This is a genomic window from Nocardia exalbida NBRC 100660 (assembly GCF_000308575.1).
Classification (GTDB): domain Bacteria; phylum Actinomycetota; class Actinomycetes; order Mycobacteriales; family Mycobacteriaceae; genus Nocardia; species Nocardia exalbida.
Genome location: NZ_BAFZ01000128.1, coordinates 1 through 22,077, shown reverse-complemented (window position 1 = coordinate 22,077; position 22,077 = coordinate 1). Strand labels below are relative to the sequence as shown.

Annotated in this window: 19 protein-coding genes and 1 pseudogene; 10 read left to right on the top strand and 10 right to left on the bottom strand. The window is 66.8% G+C overall.

Annotated features, from left to right (window positions below):
- Positions 1-86 precede the first annotated feature (86 nt).
- From ON29_RS29640 to dnaA, 5 genes are all read right to left on the bottom strand, one after another.
- Entirely contained in the window at positions 87-998 is a 912-nt protein-coding gene (locus ON29_RS29640; protein ID WP_040871386.1) for an alpha/beta fold hydrolase, read from the bottom strand.
- Between the two features lie 134 nt (positions 999-1,132).
- Positions 1,133-1,702: a DUF721 family protein gene (locus ON29_RS29635; protein ID WP_040871385.1), complete on the bottom strand. Its 570-nt coding sequence runs from the start codon at positions 1,700-1,702 to the stop codon at positions 1,133-1,135.
- A 358-nt stretch (positions 1,703-2,060) separates the two neighbouring features.
- On the bottom strand, positions 2,061-3,341 hold the full coding sequence (gene recF / locus ON29_RS29630; RefSeq protein ID WP_083864149.1) for a DNA replication/repair protein RecF: 1,281 nt from the start codon (positions 3,339-3,341) through the stop codon (positions 2,061-2,063).
- A gap of 243 nt (positions 3,342-3,584) precedes the next feature.
- Positions 3,585-4,760 (bottom strand): DNA polymerase III subunit beta, encoded by a 1,176-nt coding sequence (gene dnaN / locus ON29_RS29625; protein ID WP_040871384.1) that lies wholly within the window; start codon positions 4,758-4,760, stop codon positions 3,585-3,587.
- Positions 4,761-5,631: 871 nt separating this feature from the next.
- Positions 5,632-7,572 (bottom strand): chromosomal replication initiator protein DnaA, encoded by a 1,941-nt coding sequence (dnaA, locus tag ON29_RS29620; RefSeq protein WP_040871382.1) that lies wholly within the window; start codon positions 7,570-7,572, stop codon positions 5,632-5,634.
- Positions 7,573-8,207: 635 nt separating this feature from the next.
- On the opposite strand from dnaA, the gene rpmH reads away from it, so the two are divergent.
- From rpmH to rsmG, 6 genes are all read left to right on the top strand, one after another.
- The gene (gene rpmH, locus ON29_RS35140; protein ID WP_006550910.1) at positions 8,208-8,351 is read left to right on the top strand and encodes a 50S ribosomal protein L34; all 144 of its coding nucleotides are present in this window, start codon (positions 8,208-8,210) and stop codon (positions 8,349-8,351) included.
- Positions 8,352-8,372: 21 nt separating this feature from the next.
- Positions 8,373-8,804 (top strand): ribonuclease P protein component, encoded by a 432-nt coding sequence (rnpA, locus tag ON29_RS29615; protein WP_040871381.1) that lies wholly within the window; start codon positions 8,373-8,375, stop codon positions 8,802-8,804.
- Complete coding sequence (gene yidD / locus ON29_RS34100) at positions 8,801-9,199, top strand: membrane protein insertion efficiency factor YidD (RefSeq protein ID WP_051175729.1); 399 nt, start codon at positions 8,801-8,803, stop codon at positions 9,197-9,199. Before rnpA ends, yidD begins: the two co-directional genes overlap by 4 nt.
- A gap of 4 nt (positions 9,200-9,203) precedes the next feature.
- Positions 9,204-10,286: a membrane protein insertase YidC gene (gene yidC, locus ON29_RS29605; RefSeq protein ID WP_040871379.1), complete on the top strand. Its 1,083-nt coding sequence runs from the start codon at positions 9,204-9,206 to the stop codon at positions 10,284-10,286.
- Between the two features lie 157 nt (positions 10,287-10,443).
- Positions 10,444-10,950 carry a Jag family protein gene (locus tag ON29_RS29600; protein ID WP_051175727.1) on the top strand — a complete coding sequence of 169 codons (507 nt, stop codon included), beginning with the start codon at positions 10,444-10,446 and terminating at the stop codon, positions 10,948-10,950.
- Positions 10,951-11,091: 141 nt separating this feature from the next.
- Positions 11,092-11,883: a 16S rRNA (guanine(527)-N(7))-methyltransferase RsmG gene (rsmG, locus tag ON29_RS29595; RefSeq protein ID WP_083864148.1), complete on the top strand. Its 792-nt coding sequence runs from the start codon at positions 11,092-11,094 to the stop codon at positions 11,881-11,883.
- A 1,614-nt stretch (positions 11,884-13,497) separates the two neighbouring features.
- On the opposite strand, the pseudogene ON29_RS37320 reads toward rsmG, so the two are convergent.
- A pseudogene (locus ON29_RS37320) lies at positions 13,498-13,696 on the bottom strand (acyl-CoA dehydrogenase family protein); the annotation flags it as partial.
- Positions 13,697-13,722: 26 nt separating this feature from the next.
- On the opposite strand from ON29_RS37320, the gene ON29_RS36175 reads away from it, so the two are divergent.
- From ON29_RS36175 to ON29_RS29575, 4 genes are all read left to right on the top strand, one after another.
- Positions 13,723-13,962 carry a hypothetical protein gene (locus tag ON29_RS36175; protein WP_040871377.1) on the top strand — a complete coding sequence of 80 codons (240 nt, stop codon included), beginning with the start codon at positions 13,723-13,725 and terminating at the stop codon, positions 13,960-13,962.
- A gap of 1,256 nt (positions 13,963-15,218) precedes the next feature.
- Positions 15,219-16,172: a ParA family protein gene (locus tag ON29_RS29585; protein ID WP_040871376.1), complete on the top strand. Its 954-nt coding sequence runs from the start codon at positions 15,219-15,221 to the stop codon at positions 16,170-16,172.
- A gap of 70 nt (positions 16,173-16,242) precedes the next feature.
- Positions 16,243-17,256, top strand: coding sequence for a ParB/RepB/Spo0J family partition protein (locus ON29_RS29580; RefSeq protein ID WP_040871375.1), 1,014 nt, complete (start codon positions 16,243-16,245; stop codon positions 17,254-17,256).
- Positions 17,257-17,507: 251 nt separating this feature from the next.
- Positions 17,508-18,236, top strand: coding sequence for a hypothetical protein (locus ON29_RS29575; protein ID WP_040871374.1), 729 nt, complete (start codon positions 17,508-17,510; stop codon positions 18,234-18,236).
- 67 nt (positions 18,237-18,303) lie between these two features.
- Here ON29_RS29575 and ON29_RS29570 read toward each other — a convergent pair whose 3' ends face one another.
- The 4 genes from ON29_RS29570 to ON29_RS29555 form a co-directional block, all read right to left on the bottom strand.
- Entirely contained in the window at positions 18,304-19,497 is a 1,194-nt protein-coding gene (locus tag ON29_RS29570; protein ID WP_040871373.1) for an N-acetylmuramoyl-L-alanine amidase, read from the bottom strand.
- 160 nt (positions 19,498-19,657) lie between these two features.
- Positions 19,658-19,990 (bottom strand): thioredoxin, encoded by a 333-nt coding sequence (gene trxA / locus ON29_RS29565; protein ID WP_040871372.1) that lies wholly within the window; start codon positions 19,988-19,990, stop codon positions 19,658-19,660.
- Between the two features lie 54 nt (positions 19,991-20,044).
- Positions 20,045-21,061 carry a thioredoxin-disulfide reductase gene (gene trxB, locus ON29_RS29560; protein WP_040871370.1) on the bottom strand — a complete coding sequence of 339 codons (1,017 nt, stop codon included), beginning with the start codon at positions 21,059-21,061 and terminating at the stop codon, positions 20,045-20,047.
- Positions 21,062-21,170: 109 nt separating this feature from the next.
- Positions 21,171-21,959: an RsmA family anti-sigma factor gene (locus ON29_RS29555; protein ID WP_040871368.1), complete on the bottom strand. Its 789-nt coding sequence runs from the start codon at positions 21,957-21,959 to the stop codon at positions 21,171-21,173.
- Positions 21,960-22,077: the final 118 nt, after the last annotated feature.

Sequence of the window (22,077 nt, the reverse complement as noted above, 5' to 3'; positions counted from 1 at the left end):
GAATTCGGCGACTCGGTTCCGCCTTCCGCTGGTTTTGATCCATCAGAAGTGGCCTGAGAGATGAGTCGGCGGGTCACCGCCCCGGATCAGCGCGGGGCGTCGACCCGAGCGATGAACGCGGCGGTGTGGCGCGCCAGCTCCGCGGGGTGGGAGATCGGCGACCAGTGCCGCGCCGGGATCTCGACCCGGGTCAAACGCGGCACCCACCGGTCGGCCTCGGCGTTGGCCACGGGCCGCACGGCGCGGTCGCGAGTGGCGACGATCAGTTGGACGGGCACCTCGATCGGACGAGGCCGCGGATGACGCAGGTGCGGCCGGATGTTCGCGCGGTAGAGCTTCAGACTGTTGAGCATATCGGTGCGCAGCGTCGGCGCTGTTTCCACCAGCGCGGGGTCCAGGCCGTCGAAGAACGCGAGGAAACGCGGCCAGCGGCCGGCGAGGACCCGCAGCACCGGATCCGGCAACTTGGGGATCTGGAAGGCGACGGTATAGGCCGATGCCACGGCTTGGGTCAGGGCGCCGCGCAGCCGCGCCGGGGTGAGCGGACCACGCAGATAGGCGCCGAGGAAGTCCAGGTTGGGGCCGGACACCGAGGTGAAGGACGCGATCATCGATGCGGCGTCCGCGGCGGCGACCGCTTCCCACCCGATCACCGATCCCCAGTCGTGCCCGAGGACGTGCACCCGTTCGCCGGGCGCGACCGCGTCGATGACCGCACGGACATCGGCCGCGAGTTCCTCGATCCGATAGTCCTCGACCGCTGTCGGCGCCGAACTGCTGCCCACGCCTCGGTTGTCGAAGGCGATCACACGATGGCGGCCGCCGAGCCTGGCCGCTACCCGACTCCACAGCAGATGGGTATCGGGCCAGCCATGGATCAGCAGAACCGGCACGCCGTCGGGGTTGCCGCATTCGTAGACCGCGAGTTCGACGTCACCTCGGCGAACCGTTCGAGTCGCGCTCGCCGGAAACGGACCGACCGCCGTGGTGATCGTCATCGAAATTCTTTCTGCCCGCACGATTCCGGTCCGGCGTCGCGAGCTGCTCGGTGCGACCTCGAACCGGGACGTTCCACGTGAAACGCCACTTTCGGAATAACGTAACACCAAGTATCAGATACTGCTCGTGGTGGTCAGCCGTAGGTGTCGCGCGGTCCGCGACCTCTGATATGGCGTTCACCTTTGCGCCAGCTCGGCGCGGCAGGCCCCGAGATCTTCAGCGAGGTCACCACGCCCTGGCCGACCGCGGCATTGATCTTCGCCAGGATCTGGCTCTGCAGCATCCGCAGCTGCGTCGCCCACGCGGTCGACTCGGCGGCGATGCTCAGTACGCCGTCCTTCAGGGTGATCGGTGTGGCGTGCGCGGCGATGTCCTCACCCACCACTCCCGACCAGCGGCCGAAGACCATGCCCTCGGCCACCTTGTTCGACCACCCGCGGTTCTTGGCGATGGAGCCGGTCAGCCTGGACAGCGGCTGTGGATCGCGCTCATCGGGGCCGGCGCCGGACCATCCGGTGCGCCTGCGGGCGCCGGGCCGCAGCCTGCGCTGAGGCGAGGAACGCCCCTGACCGACAGCCTTGCCACTCGCCCGTGCCGCGGCGCGCGCTTCCTCGAGGGCGCGCCGCGCCAGGTCGATGCCGCGCAGTTCGGGCTCCGCTCCTGCGGATTCGGCGGGGCCGGGCTCCACGGGCTGATCGTTCATCGCCCCGCTCCCTCCGCAGTCGGTCGTTTGTCCCCAGTTTCGATCAAGTTGTCCCCAGCCGTTTCCCGAGGTTGCCAGTACCGGGAATCGTGCGCACCGCACGCCCCGGTAGCCGGGCGAACAATCTGTTCACCGCCCAAATCGCCGGATTCCGGACAAGTTCGGTCGCTTGCTCAGCCGTTGCTGAAGCGAGTCTCACAGGAGCGATCCCTCCCGGCCGAGCGAGTTTTCCACAGGTGTTGGGGAATCGGGCTCAACTGGGGAGAACTCGATCGGTAGCACCGACGACTGGTCACTGTAGTGGACCGGAGCGGCCGATGTGGATGCTGGGATCACCTGTCCACTCTCCTGTGGATGATTACGGCGCCCGCGACTCCGTCGAACCGGTGACCGGATCACGTTCGCTCTCGATCGCCGGATGCGTGGCCTCGTCGTTCTCCCGTTCGCCGCCGAGATCGTCGCTGCCCGACGGGTTCTCCGCGACGATCCGGGAGACGCGGCCGTCGGGACCGCCCGCGGTTTCCACCCGCAACGGCACCGCGGCGAGTTCGGCGGGTACGTCCTCCGGCACGGCCGCCGTGATCAGCACTTGCTCCGCGCCTGCCGCGACGGCCGCCAGCGCGGCGCGGCGCCGCCGGTCGAGTTCGGCGAACACGTCATCGAGCAGCAGCACCGGTTCGGCGCCTGTGGCGCGCAGCAGTTCGAACGCGCCCAACCGCAAAGCCAAGGCGAACGACCAGGACTCGCCGTGGCTGGCGAACCCCTTGGCGGGCGAGTCCCCCAGCATCAGGTCCAGTTCGTCGCGGTGCGGGCCGACCAGGCACACCCCGCGCTCGAGTTCCTTCGGTCGCGCGGCGGCGAGTTCGCGCAGCAGGACCCCCTCCAGCTCCTCCTGGTCCTCCGGGCGCGGCGCCCTGGCCGGGTCCAGGAACTCCGGGGGCAGCGCGGCGCTGCGATAGGCGATCGCCGCGGGCCGCGACTCCGGGGCGATCGAAGCATAGGACCGAGCCAGATACGGCGCGAGCTCGTGCACCAAGCGCAGCCGCTGGGCGAGCAGAACGGACGCGTGCGCGGCGAGGTGCCCGTCCCACACGTCGAGGGTGCTCAGATCGGCCTTGGACCGAGCTTGCCGCCCAGCCGTTTTCAGCAGTGCCGAGCGCTGGCGTAGCACCCGGTCGTAGTCCCCACGAACCGCGGCCAACCTGGGGAGGCGGGTTGTGCACAACTCGTCCATGAATCGACGGCGCTCGCCCGGGTCGCCGCGCACCAACGCGAGATCCTCCGGCGCGAACAACACGGTTTGCAGAATCCCCAGGACCTCCCGCGTCCGGCGGACCGGTGAGCGGTTGATCTGCGCGCGATTGGCGCTGCCCTGGTTCAGCTCCACATCGATGCGTAACTCGCGGCCGGTGTTGACCACGGTGGCGCCGACCCGGGCCCGCTCGGCCCCGGTGCGGATCAACGGAGCTTCCGAGGCGACGCGATGCGAACCGAGCGTGGCCAGGTAGCCGATCGCTTCCAACAGGTTTGTCTTGCCGTTGCCGTTCGATCCCAAGAAAACGGTTCGACCTGGGGATAATTCGAGTTCCGCATACTCCCACGAGCGGAAGTCACGCAGCGACAGAGTTCGGACGAACATCCGCTATCGCGCCCCTGCCTGGGCCGAAGCGGACATTCCCGCCGATCGGTACATCGTCGCCGCCCTGGGCAGATGCCCTGCGGTGCGCCACAGCCCTGTGGAACACCTGTGGATAAAGTGGGCCCCCAACTGCGCGTAAACCGGTTTCTCCGACGTCGCTGGGGATTTTCCAGCGGCATCACTGTTCACCCGCGCTGGACCACGCGGCGCGGATCCATAGGAAACCAGATCATGCACAGGCGATCAGCCCGGCAGCCGGACCGGCATCAGCAGATAGATGTACGGGCTCGACAACGCCGCGAACGTTCCGGAGTCGAGCACCTCGGGTTCTTCGTCGGAGGCGGGCAGCAGCACCGCCGGCCTGCTCGGCGTGGTGAAGCCGAAGGTGACGCGGTCGGAGTGCAGGGCGGACAAGCCGTCGATTAGATAGCCGGGGTTGAACGCGATGGTGAGCGATTCACCGCGGAAATCGGCCTCCAGCCACTCCTCGGCCCGGCCCGCGTCGTCACCGCCCGCCGACAGCAGCAGGCCGTCGGCGGAGAACTCCAGCCGCACCTGCGCGCCGCGTTCGGCGACCAGCGCGACGCGCTTGATCGCTTCGGCCAGCGCGGCGACGGCGAGGGTGGCGATGGAGGTGTGCTCCTTGGGGAGCAACTGGCGGAACTTGGGGAATTCCGCGTCGAGCAGGCGCGTGGTGGTCCGGCGGCCAGCGTTCACGATGCCGAGCAGGCCGTCCGACCCCGCACCGGTCCCCAGGGACAGCTGAACGGGCGCGTCGGAGGGCCCGAGCGTCTTGGCGGCCTCCGAGAGCGTCCTGGCCGGGATGAGCACCGAAGTCTCGATGTCGGCGCGCGCGGGCTGCCATTCGATGTGCCGGACGGCGAGGCGGAACCGGTCGGTCGCCGCGAGAACGACCTTGGATCCCTCGATCTCCACGCGGATACCGGTCAGCATCGGCAGGGTGTCGTCACGGCCCGCGGCGACGGCGACCTGCCCGACGGCCTCGGCGAAGACATCCACACTCAGTTCACCGGTCTGCTGGGGCACCTCGGGCAACTGGGGATAGTCCTCGACGGGCATGGTCGGCAGCGAGAACTTCGCGCTGCCACAGGTGATCAGCACGCGGGTGCCGTCCACGGAGACGTCGACGGGCTTGTTGGACAGCGCCTTGGTGATGTCGGCCAGCAGACGACCGGAGACGAGTACCTGGCCGGGGCCCGCGACCTCGGCCGCGACCCGCACCTGCGCGGAGACCTCGTAGTCGAAACCGGAGACGGTCAGGCCGTCCTCGTCGGCGACCAGCAGCACGCCGCCGAGCACCGGAACCGGAGGCCGGGACGGCAGGCTGCGCGCCACCCAGGCGACGGACTCGGCGAAATCCTCACGGGCGACCCGAAACTTCATGCTTGCAAGCTCCATCGCCCGATCTGTCCTCTCCCGGTTCCGTGATCTGTTGTCGGCTCGTCAGTGTCGGTGCTCGAAAGGGTCCTGCCGAATCGGCCGCCTTCGCAGTCTGGCACAGGCGACAGACATCAAACCGTACCCGCGCGAGCGACGTGCACCTAGCCCGACCCTCCGGCGCCATGAATACGCGAGTCCCGAGCGCGGACGAGCGGGCGGAGCACGGGACCGAGTCGGGGCATACCGCGGCACGGACGACGGATGCCGATCCGGCTTTCGGCTCTCGCGGATCCCTGTCGTCCTTGCCGGGAAACCGGGACCGCCGGCGAAGGTGCGGCGTCCGACCGACTTTCCACACACCCTGTTTTGAAGAGAGATCTCTAATGAGAAGAACTGAAGTAGTAGTAGGCGCTGTGGATTCTGTGGACTGCGCCCGAATCCGCTGCTCAGGGGGCGTGGTGCCGTGGGGATGGCCATGGGGTGTCTCGAGGATGAACACGAGGGGTCTGTGGAGGTTCCGCAGTTGTCCCAGATTCATCCTCGAGTGGTCCTCGAGTTGTTCCACCGGATTCACCCGGTTGTTCACACATGTGCACGAAATCGTGGACAGCTCGAGGAATCCTCGAGGACTCCACACGGACTCCTCGAGGATTCCACAAGGCCCGATCCGGACAGGCCCCAGGTCAGCGCCTGTGCGCAAACATGCCTGGGGAAACTGTGGAATTCGCCCTGTGAGCGGACTCGAGGAGGCGATCACCGCGCCCTGTTAGCGGATCGGTGGACAAACCAGTGGATTCCTCGAGGACTCCACAAGGATTCCTCGAGGAATCCACAACCCACAAAAAAGCACCGCCCCAGGTCAGGGGCGGTGCTCGGGTGTGGATACCGCTCAGCGAGAGCGCTGCTTGATCCGGGCTGTGAGTTCCTGCACCTGGTCGTAGACGCGGCGCCGCTCGGTCATCTCCTTGCGGACCTTTTTCTCCGCGTACATCACCGTGGTGTGGTCGCGGCCGAACGCCTGGCCGATCTTCGGCAAAGACAGGTCGGTCAGCTCGCGGCACAGATACATGGCGATCTGCCTGGCCTGGGCCAGCGGGCGAGCCTTACCGGGACCGGTGAGCTCTTCCAACGTGGTGTTGAAGTACTCCGCCGTGACGGCCATGATCGTGGCCGCGTTGATCTCCAGCGCCGCGGTGTCCGGCATCAGGTCGCGCAGCACCACTTCGGCCAGCGGAAGATCCAGTGGCTGGCCGTTCAACGAGGCGAACGCGGTCACCCGGATCAGCGCGCCCTCCAGCTCGCGAATGTTGCGCTCCACCCGGCTGGCGATCAGCTCCAGCACGTCGTGCGGCACATCGAGCCGGTCCATGCGCGCCTTCTTGCGCAGGATGGCGATGCGGGTCTCCAGCTCGGGCGGCTGCACATCGGTGATCAGTCCCCATTCGAATCGCGTCCGCAGCCGCTCTTCCAGCGTGGCCAGCTGCTTGGGTGGACGATCCGAGGAGACGACGATCTGTTTGTTCGCGTTGTGCAGCGTGTTGAAGGTGTGGAAGAACTCCTCTTGGATGCCTTCCTTGCCCTCGATGAACTGGATGTCGTCCACCAGCAGGATGTCGGTCTCGCGGTAACGGCGCTTGAACGCGACCTTGCGGTCGTCGCGCAGGCTGTTGATGAAGTCGTTGGTGAACTCTTCGGTCGACACGTACTTGACCCGCATACCCGGGAAGAGACGCTGCGCGTAATGGCCCGCCGCGTGCAGCAGGTGCGTCTTGCCCAATCCCGAGGCGCCCCAGACGAACAACGGGTTGTAGGCGCGGGCGGGGGCTTCGGCGATGGCCACGGCCGCCGCATGCGCGAAGCGGTTGGACGCGCCGATGACGAAGGTTTCGAAGGTGTACTTCGCGTTCAGGCTGGCCGAGGACGTCGACGGAGCCGGCGATTCCTGCGACTTGGCGAAGTAGGTGGGCCACGAGTTGCGGACGTTCACCACGGGCTCGTCGTCATGATCGCCGCGCGGACGTTCGGCGACCGGCTCACGTACCGGATCGTGCGCCGGTCCCGAGTCGTCGTCGGTGGTCTCGCGCAGCGGTGCACGGAGCGGGCCGCGCGCACTGCCCGGCGACGGTTCGGGGTTGAACAGCGACTCCTGCCCCGGCGGGATGGCAGGCTCCCGGCGCGGGGGAAGTCCGGGTTCCCGGCGCGGTGCGGCGTCCGGCCCGGACATCATGGGCAGCTCGGCCGTCGTGGAGTACTCACCGTGCTGTGGATAGTCGGTACGGGCGTACTCCGGCTGGCGGTACTCCTCCGACGGGGCGAAGTCCTGCCCGTAGTCGGCGCCGGCGTAGTCGGAGCTGTCGTTGTAAGGAGAAGCCGCGGGATAGTCGGTGGCGGGTTGTGCATAACGCGGCCCCGGGTACGCGTCGCGGCCGGGGAATTCCGAACCGGGGTAGGCGGCGGGAGGCCTGCCTTCTCGTGGGCGCTCCGGCCTGCTCGTCATCCGCGCGTGCCGTGGGGTGTTGCTCTGGCGGTCGACGGTCGGGGTGGTCGGGGCGGCGATGCGGACGCCGAGTCCTTCCACCTGGGGGCCGAGCCTGCGGCCGAGGGAACGGAGGATGGGCTCGCGCAGATCGCGTTCGATGGCCTCCTGGGCCAGCGACGAGGGCACGGAGAGCAGGGCGAACCCCTGTGCGACCGTCAGCGGCTTGACCAGTTTCAGCCAGGCCTGCTGCGCCCGGGTAACCGGAGGGATGGCGCCGTCCGGCGATCCGGTGGTCAGCTCGCTCACAACCTCGGGCCATACCGTGGCCAGCACGTTCTGCTCGTCGTCCATGCAGTTTCCTCCCCGGAGTAGGTCGATAGGAGCAGACGGCCGGGGCACGCGTGGAATGTGATGCTCGGGGGTGGCCCCGTGATCCTGCGTACGTCCGTAACCGGTTCGGACGCTGTCCGGGTCCCCCATCAGGACAGCGGCGTGGGCACCGTCGGCCCTACGAATATGCCACTCCAGGGGTCTTTCCACACAATTATCCACAGATGTGGAGAACCCTGGGGAGCTGTGAAACGCGGGCATGCGCGGAGAGGGCAACGCTGCGACCTGCGGTTCTACAGCAATCGTCTGGCTACGTACCTTGGCGGCCAAGCCTACGGGATGGCTAGGGGCGTGGACGAACTCACTGGGATGGCCGGAACGCCTCACTCCGGACGACCGATTCCGCCTGGTTGCGGGGGCCGGGGAAAGAGGGGGTCGAGTTTGACCCGTCCCGGACCGATCAGTACCCTCGTACAGTCACCCCTTGGTGCGGTGGCGGTCTTGTGCTGACCGCGTTTAGGTCGTGATCGACCGACTGTGCGCCAGGACCGACGCGCGCCGATGATGACCAGACCTGCGATTCATTCGCGCAATATACGTATCACCGACAAGCTTCGGGCACCACCTGGTGCCCGCCTACTCGAGGAGTGTTGACCGTGGCCAAGGGCAAGCGGACGTTCCAGCCGAACAACCGTCGTCGGGCGCGGGTTCACGGCTTCCGCCTCCGGATGCGCACCCGTGCGGGTCGCGCCATCGTCTCGGCGCGTCGCCGTAAGGGCCGCGCCTCCCTCACTGCCTGATCCTCGCTCTCGGACGCTCGGGTGTTGCCTGAGCCGTATCGGTTGCATCATCGTGCCGACTTCTCCCGGACGGTGCGCCGCGGCCAGCGAATCGGGAGGCGTGATCTGGTCGTGCATGCGCTCGCACACGGGTATGACGGAGTTGTGGGCACGAATGGACGACATGATCAGGTCCCGGACGACTTGCTGGTCCGCGTAGGCGGGCCGCGGTTCGGGTTGATCGTCAGCAAGGCGGTGGGCAACGCGGTGATTCGACATCGCGTTGCCCGCCGCCTGCGTCATATGTGCGCCCAGGTGGTCGACGAACTGCCGCCGGGGACCGATGTCGTGATCCGTGCGCTTCCGGGCGCCGCGATGGCTTCGTCGGAGGACCTGCTGCGCCAGGTACGCACCGCGCTGCGCAAGCTCGGCCTCGCCGCCGAGACGGGCGTGTCGACGGGCGGCCGGGCATGAGCCTTTGGGCGAAGATCGCCAGACTGCCCGTGAACGTGCTGATCTTTTCGATCGAGCTGTATCGGACCTACGTCTCCCCCACCCGCATGCCGGTGTGCCGTTTCACCCCGACCTGTAGCGAGTACGCGGTTACCGCACTGCGCACTCGGGGCCTGTTCATCGGGCTCGGACTGACGGTCGTGCGCTTGGCCAAATGCGCGCCCTGGCACCCTGGTGGGTGGGACCCCGTCCCGGAGCGGAAGCGGAGCACATCCCGCGCCGAGCCTGCGGACGGGTCAGCGACCGACGCGGCGACGCAGGAACCGAGCCTGCCCGCCGAACCGCGGTCGGAGCCGAACGCTTGTAAAGGATCGCCGCACGCGGTGATCGGCGACACGAACGACGGGAGTGCATAGAGCCGTGCTCGACTTCATTTATTACCCGGTGTCCTGGATCCTCTGGTTCTGGCATCGGGTCTTCGGGTTCGCGTTCGGCGCGGACAACGGTCTCACCTGGGCGCTGGCCGTGGTGTTCCTGGTGTTCACCTTGCGCCTGGTGCTCTACAAGCCGTTCGTCAAGCAGGTGCGCACCACCAAGCAGATGCAGGAACTGCAGCCGCAGATCAAAGAGCTGCAGAAGAAATACAAGAACGATCGCCAGAAGATGGCGGTCGAGATGCAGAAGCTGCAGAAGGACAACGGCTTCAATCCGCTGATGGGTTGCCTGCCGATCCTCGCTCAGGTCCCGGTGTTCCTCGGACTCTTCCATGTGCTTCGCTCGTTCAACCGGACCGGCCACGGCCTCGGTCAGCTCGCGATGACGCCGGAGCAGAACGCGAACACCGCGAACTACGTCTTCAGTGCGGCCGATGTCCAGTCCTTCCTGAGCGCCCGTATCTTCGGCGCGCCGATCTCGGCGTTCATCACCACACCCGTCAACGAACTGCAGGCATTCGCCAGCTACGGCGGCGTACCGAGCAAGCTGAGCATCGCGCTCGTCGCAATTCCCCTGATGGTCATCGCGGGTCTGGCGACCCACTTCAACGCCCGCGCGTCGGTGGCGCGGCAGACGCCGGAAGCCGCGGCCAACCCGCAGGCCGCGATGATGAACAAGCTCGCGCTGTGGGTGTTCCCCCTCGGCGTGCTCGTCGGTGGCCCGTTCCTGCCCATCGCCATCCTGCTGTACTGGGTCTCCAACAACATCTGGACCTACGGGCAGCAGCACCTCGTGTTCGGTCGCATGGCGAAAGAAGAAGAAGCCAAGAAGCAGGCGAAGCTGGAGCAGCGCGCGCAGAACGCGCCGAAGCCCGGTGCCAAACCGGTCAACGTGAAGAAGAAGCCGGAATCCGCCGCCGCGGCCGACGCCGGGTCGGACGAGGACACTGCTGTCGCATCGACGAATGGCACCGCGAAGCCGTCGAAGCAGGCCGCGGGTCAACGCCGACCGGCCGGCCAGAAGCGGCCGGGCAACCGGGGTAGGGCGAATCAGAAGCGCAAGCGCTGACGACCGATCGGTGGGCTGATCCGCCCACCTCGACCGCTGAGCAACCCTTGATCGCGAATACCGCCCGGCGGCGATTGCCCGGCGCGCGCGATGAGCAGATGAAGGAAATCAAATGACTGTTGAGACCGACGGAGGGGATGCCACCGTGGCGACGACGATGGCGAACGCCGAGGCGGACACCGGCGATGTCGTGACCGATGCCGAGGAAGCGCTCATCGAGGAAGGCGAGATCGCCGGCGACTACCTCGAGCAGCTGCTTGACGTACTCGACTTCGACGGTGACATCGATCTCGACGTGGAAGGCGACCGTGCGGTGGTGAGCATCGACGGCGGACGTGATCTGACGAAGCTCGTCGGCCGCAACGGCGAGGTGCTCGACGCGTTGCAGGAGCTGACTCGTCTCGCCGTCCAGCAGGCGACCGGCGTACGCAGCCGACTGATGCTGGACGTAGCAGGGTGGCGGGCCAAACGGCGGTCCGAACTGAGCGAGCTCGGAGCGGCGGCGGCGCAGCGAGTGCTGGACTCCGGCGAGCCGGAGTCGCTCGCGCCCATGACGCCGTTCGAGCGCAAGATCGTGCACGACGCGGTGGCCGCTGTGGAGGGCGTCAGCAGCGAGAGCGAAGGTGTGGAACCGAACCGGCACGTGGTGGTCGTTCCCGGCTGACCCGCGGCATCCCCAAGCGGGCGGCATGTTTCGCGGCCCGGACGGGTAGTGGTTGGATAGGGCCTCTGGTCTTCGGATCGGGGGCCTTGTTCGTGTCCGGAGCCCGATTGCTCGCTCGTAGATCGACCCGAGTTCGGAAGGATGTTTCACGTGGAACGAGATCTCGGTGGAGCCGCCGCGGTACCCGCGGAGCTGGAGCCACCCGCGTCGGCGGCCACCGTCTTCGGCGACCGACTCGATCTCGCGCGTCGATATTGCACGGCGCTCGCGACCGCGGGCGTGGAGCGCGGCTTGATCGGCCCACGCGAGGTGCCCCGCCTCTGGGATCGCCACATCCTCAACTGTGCAGTCCTCGGCGAGTTGATCGCTGAGGGAGCCTCCGTGGTCGACATCGGCAGTGGCGCCGGCTTGCCCGGTATCCCGCTTGCGATCGCGCGGCCGGACCTGCGGATCACCCTGGTCGAACCATTGCTGCGCCGAACCGTGTTTCTGAGCGAGTTCATCGAATCGGTGGACTTGGATGTAACCGTGGTGCGAGGACGGGCCGAGCAGTCCGGTGTGATGAAAGAAGCCGGTGGCGCGGACGTTGTCACCTCTCGCGCGGTAGCCCCGCTCGGCAAACTCGCTCAGTGGTCACTGCCCCTCCTACGCGACCATGGGCACATGCTCGCACTCAAGGGTTCCAGCGCGGCAGAAGAACTGGAACGCGATGGCGCCGCGCTGGCGAAAGCCGGAGCCGGCAATGCGGTCGTGCTGCAATGCGGTGTCGGCCTGGTGGCCACGCCCACCATGGTGATCAGCGCCGAGCGGCTCCCCCGCGCCGAGCGCAGTTCCCTGCGACGGGCCGAACGAGCGGTCGAACGCGAAGGTAAGGCAGGGCGCACGGCGACGACGGGGCGTGGGCGCAAGCGTGCGGCGCGCAAGGCCAAGTAGAAGCTTCGATACCGAAGATTCTATGCCCGACCTTAGGACCTGGGCACGTTTCGTCACTCTGACGAAATGATGAAAGTCGAACACGGGCAAGCGGATATGTTCGCTACCCGGAATTCCACTGAGATCGCCATCGGCGACGCGAAAACATCATCCAGTGCCGAGTCGCCCGGCTATAGATCCGTATCAGGCGCGCCCGGCGCTCGCGCGTTATCCGCGTGGAGTTCGACGTGGCGGATCCGCGGGGGCTGTGGACTGTTCGGCCTCGAGCGGCCAGTGCCGCGCGCCCCGTCGGACACATTGCTGGCAATGGACACCAGCCCGTTCATCCCGGCGGGAGGCGACAACAGGACCGCGTCTGGCGGGCCCGACTCCCGAGGATCCATTCGAGGCAGTGGCGAGGTCGCTTCACTGGTTGGCGACGTCATGTCGACGGGCCGCCGCCTCCGTATGTTTCACGTGAATCCGAGCCAGAACACTACGGTTTGCGACCAGCGCGCTTCACCCTCCCGATGTTTCACGTGAATCACAGTCGGCTTCTTGTCGGGCCACGACGTGTCATCGTTGCAGCCAGCGCTCGCGGCCGGGTGAGGCCGGAAGGACCATCTTCGGCGGGAGGGTCGGGCACGGGACGTACCGGTGCGATCATCCCACCGCGCGATGGTTAACGGAGTCTCTGCATCTCTGGAGATCGCGATGGGGCCAAAGCTTGCCGCTTGTAAGAGCGCTGTGCGAATGAACTTTCGGCGCCGATGTCCAGACAGGCGTTAGCCGAGCATGACTGCGTGTGCCTCGCGGCGCGGCAGGCCAAGCCAGTCCCTCGAGTATTTGGATAGCGCGCTCGCGTCATGCCGGGTTGCGGAGCAGAAACGATCGAGTGTCCTACGCCCCGGGCCATTCCCATCGTGCCGCCGACTTGGTTCGTGCGAACGACGGACATGCGGAGCGCGAGGCGAGTGCGCACAGGCGAAGGTGAGTGCGCGCGAAGTGGATGTGTGCGGCCGCGCGGATGAGAGGAGTGCGCGAACAGCGATAGCGGGCGCATTCTCGAGGGGCGCAGATTGGTGAACCGCGCAGAAGACCGAAGCGCGGCGACTGCGCGCCGCGCATCCGCGCCGAGCGTTGCGGCGCACCGAAAAAGAGGGAGGAAGGTGCGCCACGCAGTAGATGTGTACAGAACGACGGAGGGCACACACGAAGGCGAAGGCACGGAAGGGCGGAGCCGCGGACGTGGTGGGCACGAGAGCCGAGGGTACGCACGAGCTGAGCACGCGGAAGGGTGGAGAGCGCGGATAGGCAGAAGGGCGGAAGAGCACGAGAACCGAGGACGCGGACGAGCGGTGGGCGTGAAGAGCCGGGGGTGCGCGAGAACTGAGCGCGCGGCAGGGTCGGAGCGCGCGGCAGGGTGGAGAGCGCGAGAAGTGAGCGCGCGGAGGTGGGCATGAAGAGCCGGGCGTGAGAGCTGAGCGCACGGACGAGCGGTGGACACGGAGGAGCCGAGCGCCCAGACGAGCGACGGCACGGGAGAGCCGAGAACACGGACGAGCGGGAGAGCACAAGAACTGGGCGCGCAGACGCACGGAGGGCGAGGAAGAACTGAGCGCGCGGGGTAGGGCGGAGGGCGCGCAGGCCCGAACCGCCCACGTCCTCGCGCACGTAGATGCCGCCGAGACCGACCGGGCCCACCTTGCGCAGCAACGTCCACCGGGAAGTGCTTCTGCTCGTCCCACTCCAGCGCGTTCGGGGCGAGGAATTCGTCGGCGAAGGGAAGGGTGGGAGAACGCGAGAAGTGAGCGCACGGATGAGCGGTGGACACGGACGAGCGGTGGACACGGACGAGCGGTGGACACGGACGAGCGGTGGACACGGACGAGCGGAGCGCGCGGACGAGCGGAGCGCGCGGACGAGCGGGAGCGCGCGGACGAGCGGGAGCGCACGGACGAGCGGGAGCGCACGGACGAGCGGGAGCGCACGGAAGGGCGCAGAGCACGGAAGGTGGAGCGCGCGGAAGGGTGGGAGAGCACGCGAACCGAGAGCGCGCACGAGCGGAGCTCGCAGAAGGTGAAGGGCGCGCACGAGTGAAGGGCGCGCACGAACGGAGGGCGCGCACGAACGGAGGGCGCGCACGAACGGAAGGCGCGCACGAACGGAAGGCGCGCACGAACGGAAGGCGCGAAAGGCGGAGGGCGCGAAAGGGCGGAGGGGTGGTGAATTTGGAGGGGCAGCGATGGCCGGGCGTACCACACGGGCATGATGCGGCTGCGCCCGCGATAAGCAAGTCTTCGGAATGGGCAGGTGGTTGGTCCCGAGGTGGTTCCCCCTCCCTCGAGTAAACGCCCACGCTGGAGAAGTGGCTGTGTGCGGGCGGCGCGACCAGTGCACCTCGCGAGCAGTGGACCGTCTGCGGGCGCTGCGTGCGCAGTGCTTGAAATTGCGGCACACGATGATTCACGTGAAACATCGGTGCGGTGATGAACAGACGGCGGAACCGAGTGGCTGATACTTCCCTTCAACTCGGATCGCCAACGGCCGATCTTCCATGGGCGATGCGGCTGCGTGTGCGCCAGCGTTCCCGGAGGAGCGCTTCTCCGCTTCTGCCACACTCGATCGCTTCCGCATCCCGAAGGGGAACGCCGATGGCTCAGGGCGGCACTCAGTGGAACACTCGGCCGTTCTGCTCAGCAGCCCCGGCATGACGCGAGCGCGATTCAGGCACCCGACGCCGGTGCACTCCTAATAGTGGAATCCCCTGTCCGTGATCGCCATCGACCGCTGCCACGTCCATCGCTTCGTCGTCCGCCACCTTCGTGACCAGGTGCGCCCATCCGAAGGAACGAGCATGCATCCGCTGGACGGAGAACGTTCGTCGAGGTGGCCGGAAGCAGACCCCCAAACCGTCGCTGCGACCCAGCTGCCCGGTCTTCGATGCTCAGTCCACCACGTCAGGTCGAACCGCCCCGCCCACTGGTTCGCGGCCAATGTTTCATGTGAAACAGCGCGCGCGGCGGGGTGAATTCGTGCGGATTTGCGTGTCGCTTTGCGCCTCGCCGCGATTCAGCTTTCTTAAACCGCTCAGTGCTGGCAAGCTAGTGTCCGTCGGGCGTGAGCGTAGGTGCCACGGAGGGATCTGGTTGTCACAGCGGCGAGGAGCTCCGCTCGGTCGATCGGGCGCTGCGGACCCGGTTGTGCATCGTGTTCGATCCGACAAAGGCTGTTGCTGGCACGGCGCCGATCCGTCCTATCGCGCGTACGTGTTCTGAAGTTTCTCGGGTTAGGAGCTGTCTATGTCGAGCGGTCCGGCGAATGTTTCACGGGAAACAACGTCGCGCGTGCCGGGGATGCTGGACTCCAGCAATTTCGACGCGGAGGCATTCGGAAATACGCCGTTCGGGCACATCTCCCCCAGTGAGACCCCGATCGCTGCCGAAGCGCAACGTGCAAGTCAGGTCCTCCATCCAGGAAAGGTGACTGTGCCGAAACCGCACGAGCAACGCATCATCACGATCGCCAATCAGAAGGGCGGGGTCGGGAAGACGACCACCACCGTGAATCTGGCGGCTGCCCTGGCGCATCAGGGGATGACGGTTCTCGTGATCGATCTCGACCCGCAGGGCAACGCCAGCACCGCCCTGGGTATCGAGCACCATTCGGGCGTCCCCTCCAGCTACGAGTTGCTCATCGGCGAGGTCTCGGTGCGGGACGCGATCCAGACCAGCCCGCACAGCGAGCGTCTCCTGTGTATCCCCGCGACCATCGATCTGGCGGGCGCCGAGATCGAACTCGTGTCGATGGTGGCCAGGGAGGGTCGGCTGAAAGCCGCGATCCAAGAGGCGAACATCGCCGGTTACGACATCGACTACGTGATGATCGACTGCCCGCCTTCCTTGGGTCTGCTGACGGTGAACGCGCTCGTCGCGGCGAAGGAGGTGCTGATCCCGATCCAGTGCGAGTACTACGCGCTGGAGGGCGTCGGTCAGTTGCTCCGCAATATCGGACTGGTGCAGGCGCACCTGAATCCGGAACTCCACGTCTCGACCGTGATCCTCACGATGTACGACGGTCGCACCAAGTTGGCCGACCAGGTCGCCGAGGAGGTCCGCGGGCACTTCGGCGATGTCGTGCTGCGGTCGGTGATCCCACGCAGTGTGAAGGTGTCGGAGGCGCCGGGTTACGGCATGACGGTGCTCGATTATGATCCAGGCTCCCGGGGCGCGATGAGCTACCTGGATGCCGGACGCGAGATGGCGGCCCGCGCGGTCCCGCGCGTCGCCGCGACGAAGTCGGCGGAGTGACTCGGCGGGCCGGGTCGGCGCCCGGCACAGTCCGGTTTGGTGGCGGAACGAGGAAGGGGTCGGTAGACCGATGAGTCAGGCGAAGAAGGGTGGGCTGGGGCGCGGTCTCGCCGCGCTGATTCCGACGACACCGACGGCCGCTCCGGGCCTCAGCAGCGCCGCTGCGAGTGTCATCGGTCTGGATCCGGTCGGGCCGCAGCCCCCTTCCACCTATCTGCATCGGGTACCGGATCCGGCCGACAACGCCGAACTCGAGGCCGGCGGAGCCATCTACCGGGAGATCCCGCCGGACCAGATCGAGCCGAATCCGAAGCAGCCGCGCACGGTCTTCGAAGAAGACGCCCTGGCCGAGCTGGTGCATTCGATCCGCGAATTCGGTCTGATGCAGCCGATCGTGGTGCGCCGGACCGAGCCGGGCGTGGACCGCTATCAGCTGGTCATGGGCGAGCGGCGCTGGCGAGCATGCCAGGAAGCGGGCCTGGCTGCCATTCCCGCGATCGTCCGGGAGACCGCGGACGAGTCGATGCTGCGCGACGCCCTGCTGGAGAACATCCACCGGGTGCAGCTGAACCCGCTCGAAGAGGCGGCGGCCTATCAGCAGCTGCTGGAGGAATTCGACGTCACCCACGAGGAATTGGCCTCGCGAATCGGCCGCTCTCGACCGGTTGTGACGAATATGATCCGTCTACTGAAGTTGCCGATCCCGGTGCAGCGCCGGGTCGCGGCGGGCGTACTGTCCGCCGGGCACGCGCGAGCACTGCTCGGTCTCGAAGCGGGTGCGGACGCTCAAGAGGTGCTCGCCGCCCGAATCGTCGCCGAGGGACTCTCGGTCCGGGCCACCGAGGAAGCTGTCATGCTGGCGAACCGAGAGCAGGACGCGGCCGCGCCCTCTCCCGTCGTTCGTCGCAAGCCGATCGAGATGCCGGGCCTACAAGCCGTGGCCGATCGGCTGTCCGGCTCCTACGACACCCGGGTCCTCGTGAGTATGGGCAAGCGCAAAGGCAAGATCGTCGTCGAGTTCGGGTCGGTCGAAGACCTCGAAAGGATCGTCGCCCTGATGGAGCAGAGCGCGCCCCAGGTGTGACAGAAGTGACGAAATTAAACTTGTGGTTTCGATAGGTGCGAGTTCCCGGCCGAAACGTCACTGTGACGGCAGGGTTTCGCGCGGTCGTGGAGCGCGGATCGCTCCCGGCGACGCAACACAAGTTCTTTTGACCAACAGCACAGCGACATGGAATGAGGCGGGTTCCCCTTGATCGCTTATTCTTGCTGGCGAGCAGACTTTGATGCGACGTGAGCGTGGATGAATCGGACAGCTGGAGGCTGAGCAGAGCGGTGTCGACCAGCGTCACAGCACTAACCCTCGGCGGACTGGAAAAGCTTCCCGCGCATGCGCGGCGCTGTGTCTTCTGGGAGATGGACCCCGCGGTGGCGGAGGACTCGCGTAATTTCAGCGATCCGGTGTTCGAGAAGGAAGCCTGGCTGTCCACGGTCATGCTGGAGTGGGGTTCGTGCGGACAGGTGGCGAACGTCGACGGCAGCGTCGCCGGCTGTGCCTTCTACGCACCGCCGAGGGTGGTACCTCGGGCCGCGCTCTTCCCCACCTCCCCCGTGAGCCCGGACGCGGTCCTGCTGACCACGCTGCGGGCCGAATTCCCGTATCAGGGCGTCGATGTAGCCCATCGCCTGGTCCAGGCCGTGGTAGCCGATCTGGTGCGCCGTGGCGTGCGCGCTCTGGAAGCGTTCGGCATCCGTACCGACCCGGCGACGCAGGCACTCGCGGAGCGATCCGGCTCGATGACATTGCTCGAGCGGATCGTCGCACCGATCAAGGGGGCGGGCGCTGCGGGTGCGACGACCGAGTGCTCGCCCGAGAGTTGCATGATCGACGCCGACTTCTTGGAGGATGTCGGCTTCGAGGTGGTGGCCCAGCATCACCGGTTCCCCCGCTTGCGGTTGGAACTCGACTCCGACCACGGCTGGAAGGAAGACGTCGAACGGGCGCTGGATCAGCTGCTCGCGGCGGCATCGATGACCGCGCCGACCCGCATCGGAGCGCGCTGACGCAAACGCCGAAACGTCCCCTGCCGAGTCGGAAGGCAGGGGACGTTTCGTTGCGAGAAGGCCGAGGCTACATACGGTCCGCGGCGGCCAGTTCTTCGGCCAGCAGCTCAGCGAACGTGTAGGTACCGGTCGGCTGATCGTCCTGCCCGAGCAGGTACAGCCGCTTCACCGAGATCAAGATGGCTTCGGCGATCACGTCGCGCATGCGCGGGTTGGTGAGCACCGAGGCGTCGTATTCGTTGGTCAGATAACCGATGTCGACCTGCACGGTGGGCATCTTGGTGAGACGCAACAGATCCCAGGTTCGCGCATGGGTTCGGCAGTCCTGCAGCGAGGTTCGGGCGACGACCTCCCGCTGGATGAACCCGGCCAGCACCTGCCCGATCATGGACACCGAGCCGTGCGAGTTGCCGAAGTAGAACCCGGCCACACCGTTGGCCAGCGGGCTCGGGTTGGTGGCGCAGCGCAGCGAGATCATCAAGTCGGCGTCGAAGGCGTTGGACGTGTCCGCGCGTTCGGCGTCGGTGGGATTGGCGCCCCACGGACGTGACAGGAAGGTCTCCATACCCGTGGCCGCCATCCGCCCTTCCAGACGACTGGCCAGGTCCCACAGGATTTCCGACTCGTAGACCTCGCCGTATTCGGAGGGCACGGCGCAACCCTTGTCCGGACCGCCGAGACCCGGATCGATGACGATCCGCTTGCCGGTCAGCTGGGGCCCCGCCCGGTGCACCACCTCTTCCTCGGCGATCCGGTGCGGATTGCCTCCGGTCACCCTGGCACCGAGCAGATCCAGCGAGCGCAGGGTGTCGGGACCGCAGATGCCGTCCGCGGACAGCCCGATCTCCCGCTGGAAGGCGGTCAGCGCGTCATGGGTGTGCGGGCCGAAGTAGCCGTCGACGCGGTGCACGTAGAAGCCGAGGTCCTGCAGCCTGCGCTGAAGTGTGGCCACGTCGTCGCCGTACAGCGGCGCGGACAACTGGTAGATCAGCGTGCGCGCGCCGAGCCGGTAGGACGCTTCCTTCAGTGCCCGGTAGGTGGCCGGGCCGACCACGCCGTCGACGAGCAAGCCGCGATGCTGCTGGAATGCGCGAACCGCCGAGTCGAGGTGGTGGTCGAAGGAGACCTCGGTGTCCTTCCAATACTCGCGTGTGTCCGCGTGATCGGTAGCGATATGCGCGTGTAGGAACCCGAGGCTTGCCAGGGTGCTCCGAACCTCTGCTACGGCTGGACCGGAATCGCCGTGACGAAGTCGGTGCATGCGTGAGAGCCCTTTCCTTCCGTCAAACCCGCGGGTACCCACTCATGCGATGGGCTACACCTTCGCACGACCGGAACGTCGGTCGATTGTCTCAGACCCGGACCGGGTTTCGACAATCCCCGGGTCCAGGCATCGTACGGCGCGTCGTCGGATCGCGCCGTCAGATGACGTCTTCGAGTTCGCGCAGAAGAGCCGCTTTGCCCTTCGCCCCGACGATCTGCTTGACCGGCTTACCGCCGCGGAACAGCATCATAGTGGGCAGCGAGAGGATCTGATAATCGCGGGCGGTGCTCGGGTTCGCGTCCACGTCCACCTTCGCGACGGTCAGCTTGTCCGCGTACGCGGCCGCGATCTCCTCCAAGACGGGCGCGACCATCTTGCACGGTCCGCACCAGTCCGCCCAGAAATCGACGAGGACGGGCTTCTCACTCAGCAGCACGTCGTCGGCGAACGACGCGTCGGTGACGGTGACGGTGTTGGCGGACTCGGGCATGGGTGTTCTCCTTGCGATACAGCGAGATGAAAGGTGTTGCTCGTTCGCGCGAGCTCAGTTGGCGGGAACGGTTACCGACTCACCCGCGTGGTCGAGGGTGTTCGAGGTGATGTCGCCCTGGTCGGCCAACCAGCGCTCGGCGTCGATGGCCGCCCGGCAGCCCGTGCCCGCGGCGGTGATCGCCTGGCGGTAGGTGTGGTCGACGAGATCGCCGGCGGCGAAGACGCCGGGGACGTCGGTGGCGGTGGTCGGGTGCTGCACCAGTACATAGCCCTCGTCGTCCAAGGCGACCTGGCCCTTGACGAGTTCGCTGCGCGGATCGTGGCCGATCGCGACGAACAGCCCAGTGGCGGGCAGATCGAAGGTTTCGCCGGTCCTGGTGTCACGCAGGGTCAGGTGGGTGACGCTGGTCTCACCGTGCACCTCGACCACTTCGGCGTTGAGCGCGAACTTGATCTTCTCGTTCGCCTTCGCCCGCTCGAGCATGATGCGGGAGGCGCGGAACTCCTCGCGGCGGTGCACGATGGTGACGCTGGCGGCGAACTTGGTGAGGAAGGTCGCCTCTTCCATCGCGGAATCGCCGCCGCCGACCACCACGATGTCCTGGCCCTTGAAGAAGAAACCGTCGCAGGTGGCGCAGGCGCTGACACCGCGGCCGAGCAAGCGCTGTTCCCCCGGAACGTTCAGGTAGCGTGCGGCCGAGCCCATGGCGAGGACGACGGCGTAGGCCTCGAAGGTCTCCCCGCCCACGACGACCTTCTTGATCGGGCCGGTCACGTCGACGGCCTCCACGTCCTCGGTGCGGATATCCGCACCGAACCGCTTGGCCTGCTCGCGCATCTCCTCCATGAGATCAGGGCCCATGATGCCGTCGCGGAAGCCGGGGAAGTTCTCGACTTCGGTGGTGGTCATCAGCGCGCCGCCGAACTGGGTCCCCTCGAACTGCAGCGGCTGGAGCTCGGCACGGCCCGCGTAGATGGCGGCCGTGTAACCGGCGGGTCCGGAGCCGATGATGATCAGGTCGCGAACTGGCGTGCCGGTGTTGTTTCTTTGCTCGCTACGTTCGCTCATGGGGCCCTTCCGGGAAGATTCGATCGGACGTGTCGGTCAACAACAGGGTAATGGCTGTTGTTCCCGGCTTGTCCGGGTCACACCCGTGTGCGTGGCGCAGATCGCAAGGTCAGCCGATGTCCTGCAATGCCTTGCGCTGTGGATCGCCGGTACCGCAGCCGGTGCCGACCACCAGTGCGGTGATCTTGGGCGGCTGCGGGCCGTTGAGCAGGATGAGCACCGCGTTGCCGCCCTGGAATCTGATGTCGGTCGACCCGAGCACCGTGCGGTCGAGACCGTTCGCCCGGACACAACGTTCGAGCGCTCCCGGGCCCGCCAGCGATCCGGTGACGTTGTGCCTGCCGAGTGCGCTGAGGGCCGTGGTGGCGGTGAGATCGTCACCCCAGTCGTCGTTCCCCGGGGTCGGTTGTGCCGTGGGCGCGGGGGCATCGCCGTCGAAGGACGTCGAGAACCAGGCACCGGCGCCCGCCACCGTGACGATCGCCGCGGCCGCCGCCGCGAGCCAGCGGGATCTGCCGCGCCGATGCTCGTCGAGAACCACCGGCGCGGTTCCGGAAATCTCTGCTGCCGCAGCGGATTCGCGCGCCCGGGCGGGGGAAAGCTCGTGAACCGTGGCGTTCTCCGCAGGAGTCTCCTCGGGTGGTTCCAGTTCATCGATGAACAGAGCGAGCCGTGCCGCCACGTCCTCCGGCATCGAATGGATGATGTGCTCATCCCGGCCGAGAGCACGCAACTCGGTGGTGACCTCGTCCAACGCGTCCAGGTACCGCACTGCCTCCGGGTCGTGCGGAACCGCGGGCCACAGCTGCTCTCGCTGCGCCGATGTCACATTGTCGGCATGCAGGTCGGCCAGCAATTCGGGCGTGAACGGGGGCTGCGGCACGGACCGGGTAGCCATCGCACCTCCGTTGTTCGCATCTGACATCGCGGGGATCCCCTCGCCGACGGGACCTGCCTCTGAATCGTTCAGTGGTTCGTCACTATTAATGACGCATCCCAACTACCTCCGGTTCCCC

What these genes read in the sequence shown, in the direction of transcription:
- ON29_RS29640 (WP_040871386.1), bottom strand. Translation starts at nt 998, where the DNA reads ATGACGATCACCACGGCGGTCGGTCCGTTTCCGGCGAGCGCGACTCGA.
- ON29_RS29635 (WP_040871385.1), bottom strand. Translation starts at nt 1,702, where the DNA reads ATGAACGATCAGCCCGTGGAGCCCGGCCCCGCCGAATCCGCAGGAGCG.
- recF (WP_083864149.1), bottom strand. Translation starts at nt 3,341, where the DNA reads ATGTTCGTCCGAACTCTGTCGCTGCGTGACTTCCGCTCGTGGGAGTAT.
- dnaN (WP_040871384.1), bottom strand. Translation starts at nt 4,760, where the DNA reads ATGGAGCTTGCAAGCATGAAGTTTCGGGTCGCCCGTGAGGATTTCGCC.
- dnaA (WP_040871382.1), bottom strand. Translation starts at nt 7,572, where the DNA reads ATGGACGACGAGCAGAACGTGCTGGCCACGGTATGGCCCGAGGTTGTG.
- yidD (WP_051175729.1), top strand. Translation starts at nt 8,801, where the DNA reads ATGAGCCTTTGGGCGAAGATCGCCAGACTGCCCGTGAACGTGCTGATC.
- ON29_RS29600 (WP_051175727.1), top strand. Translation starts at nt 10,444, where the DNA reads ATGGCGAACGCCGAGGCGGACACCGGCGATGTCGTGACCGATGCCGAG.
- rsmG (WP_083864148.1), top strand. Translation starts at nt 11,092, where the DNA reads ATGTTTCACGTGGAACGAGATCTCGGTGGAGCCGCCGCGGTACCCGCG.
- ON29_RS29585 (WP_040871376.1), top strand. Translation starts at nt 15,219, where the DNA reads ATGCTGGACTCCAGCAATTTCGACGCGGAGGCATTCGGAAATACGCCG.
- ON29_RS29580 (WP_040871375.1), top strand. Translation starts at nt 16,243, where the DNA reads ATGAGTCAGGCGAAGAAGGGTGGGCTGGGGCGCGGTCTCGCCGCGCTG.
- ON29_RS29570 (WP_040871373.1), bottom strand. Translation starts at nt 19,497, where the DNA reads ATGCACCGACTTCGTCACGGCGATTCCGGTCCAGCCGTAGCAGAGGTT.
- trxA (WP_040871372.1), bottom strand. Translation starts at nt 19,990, where the DNA reads ATGCCCGAGTCCGCCAACACCGTCACCGTCACCGACGCGTCGTTCGCC.
- trxB (WP_040871370.1), bottom strand. Translation starts at nt 21,061, where the DNA reads ATGAGCGAACGTAGCGAGCAAAGAAACAACACCGGCACGCCAGTTCGC.
- ON29_RS29555 (WP_040871368.1), bottom strand. Translation starts at nt 21,959, where the DNA reads ATGGCTACCCGGTCCGTGCCGCAGCCCCCGTTCACGCCCGAATTGCTG.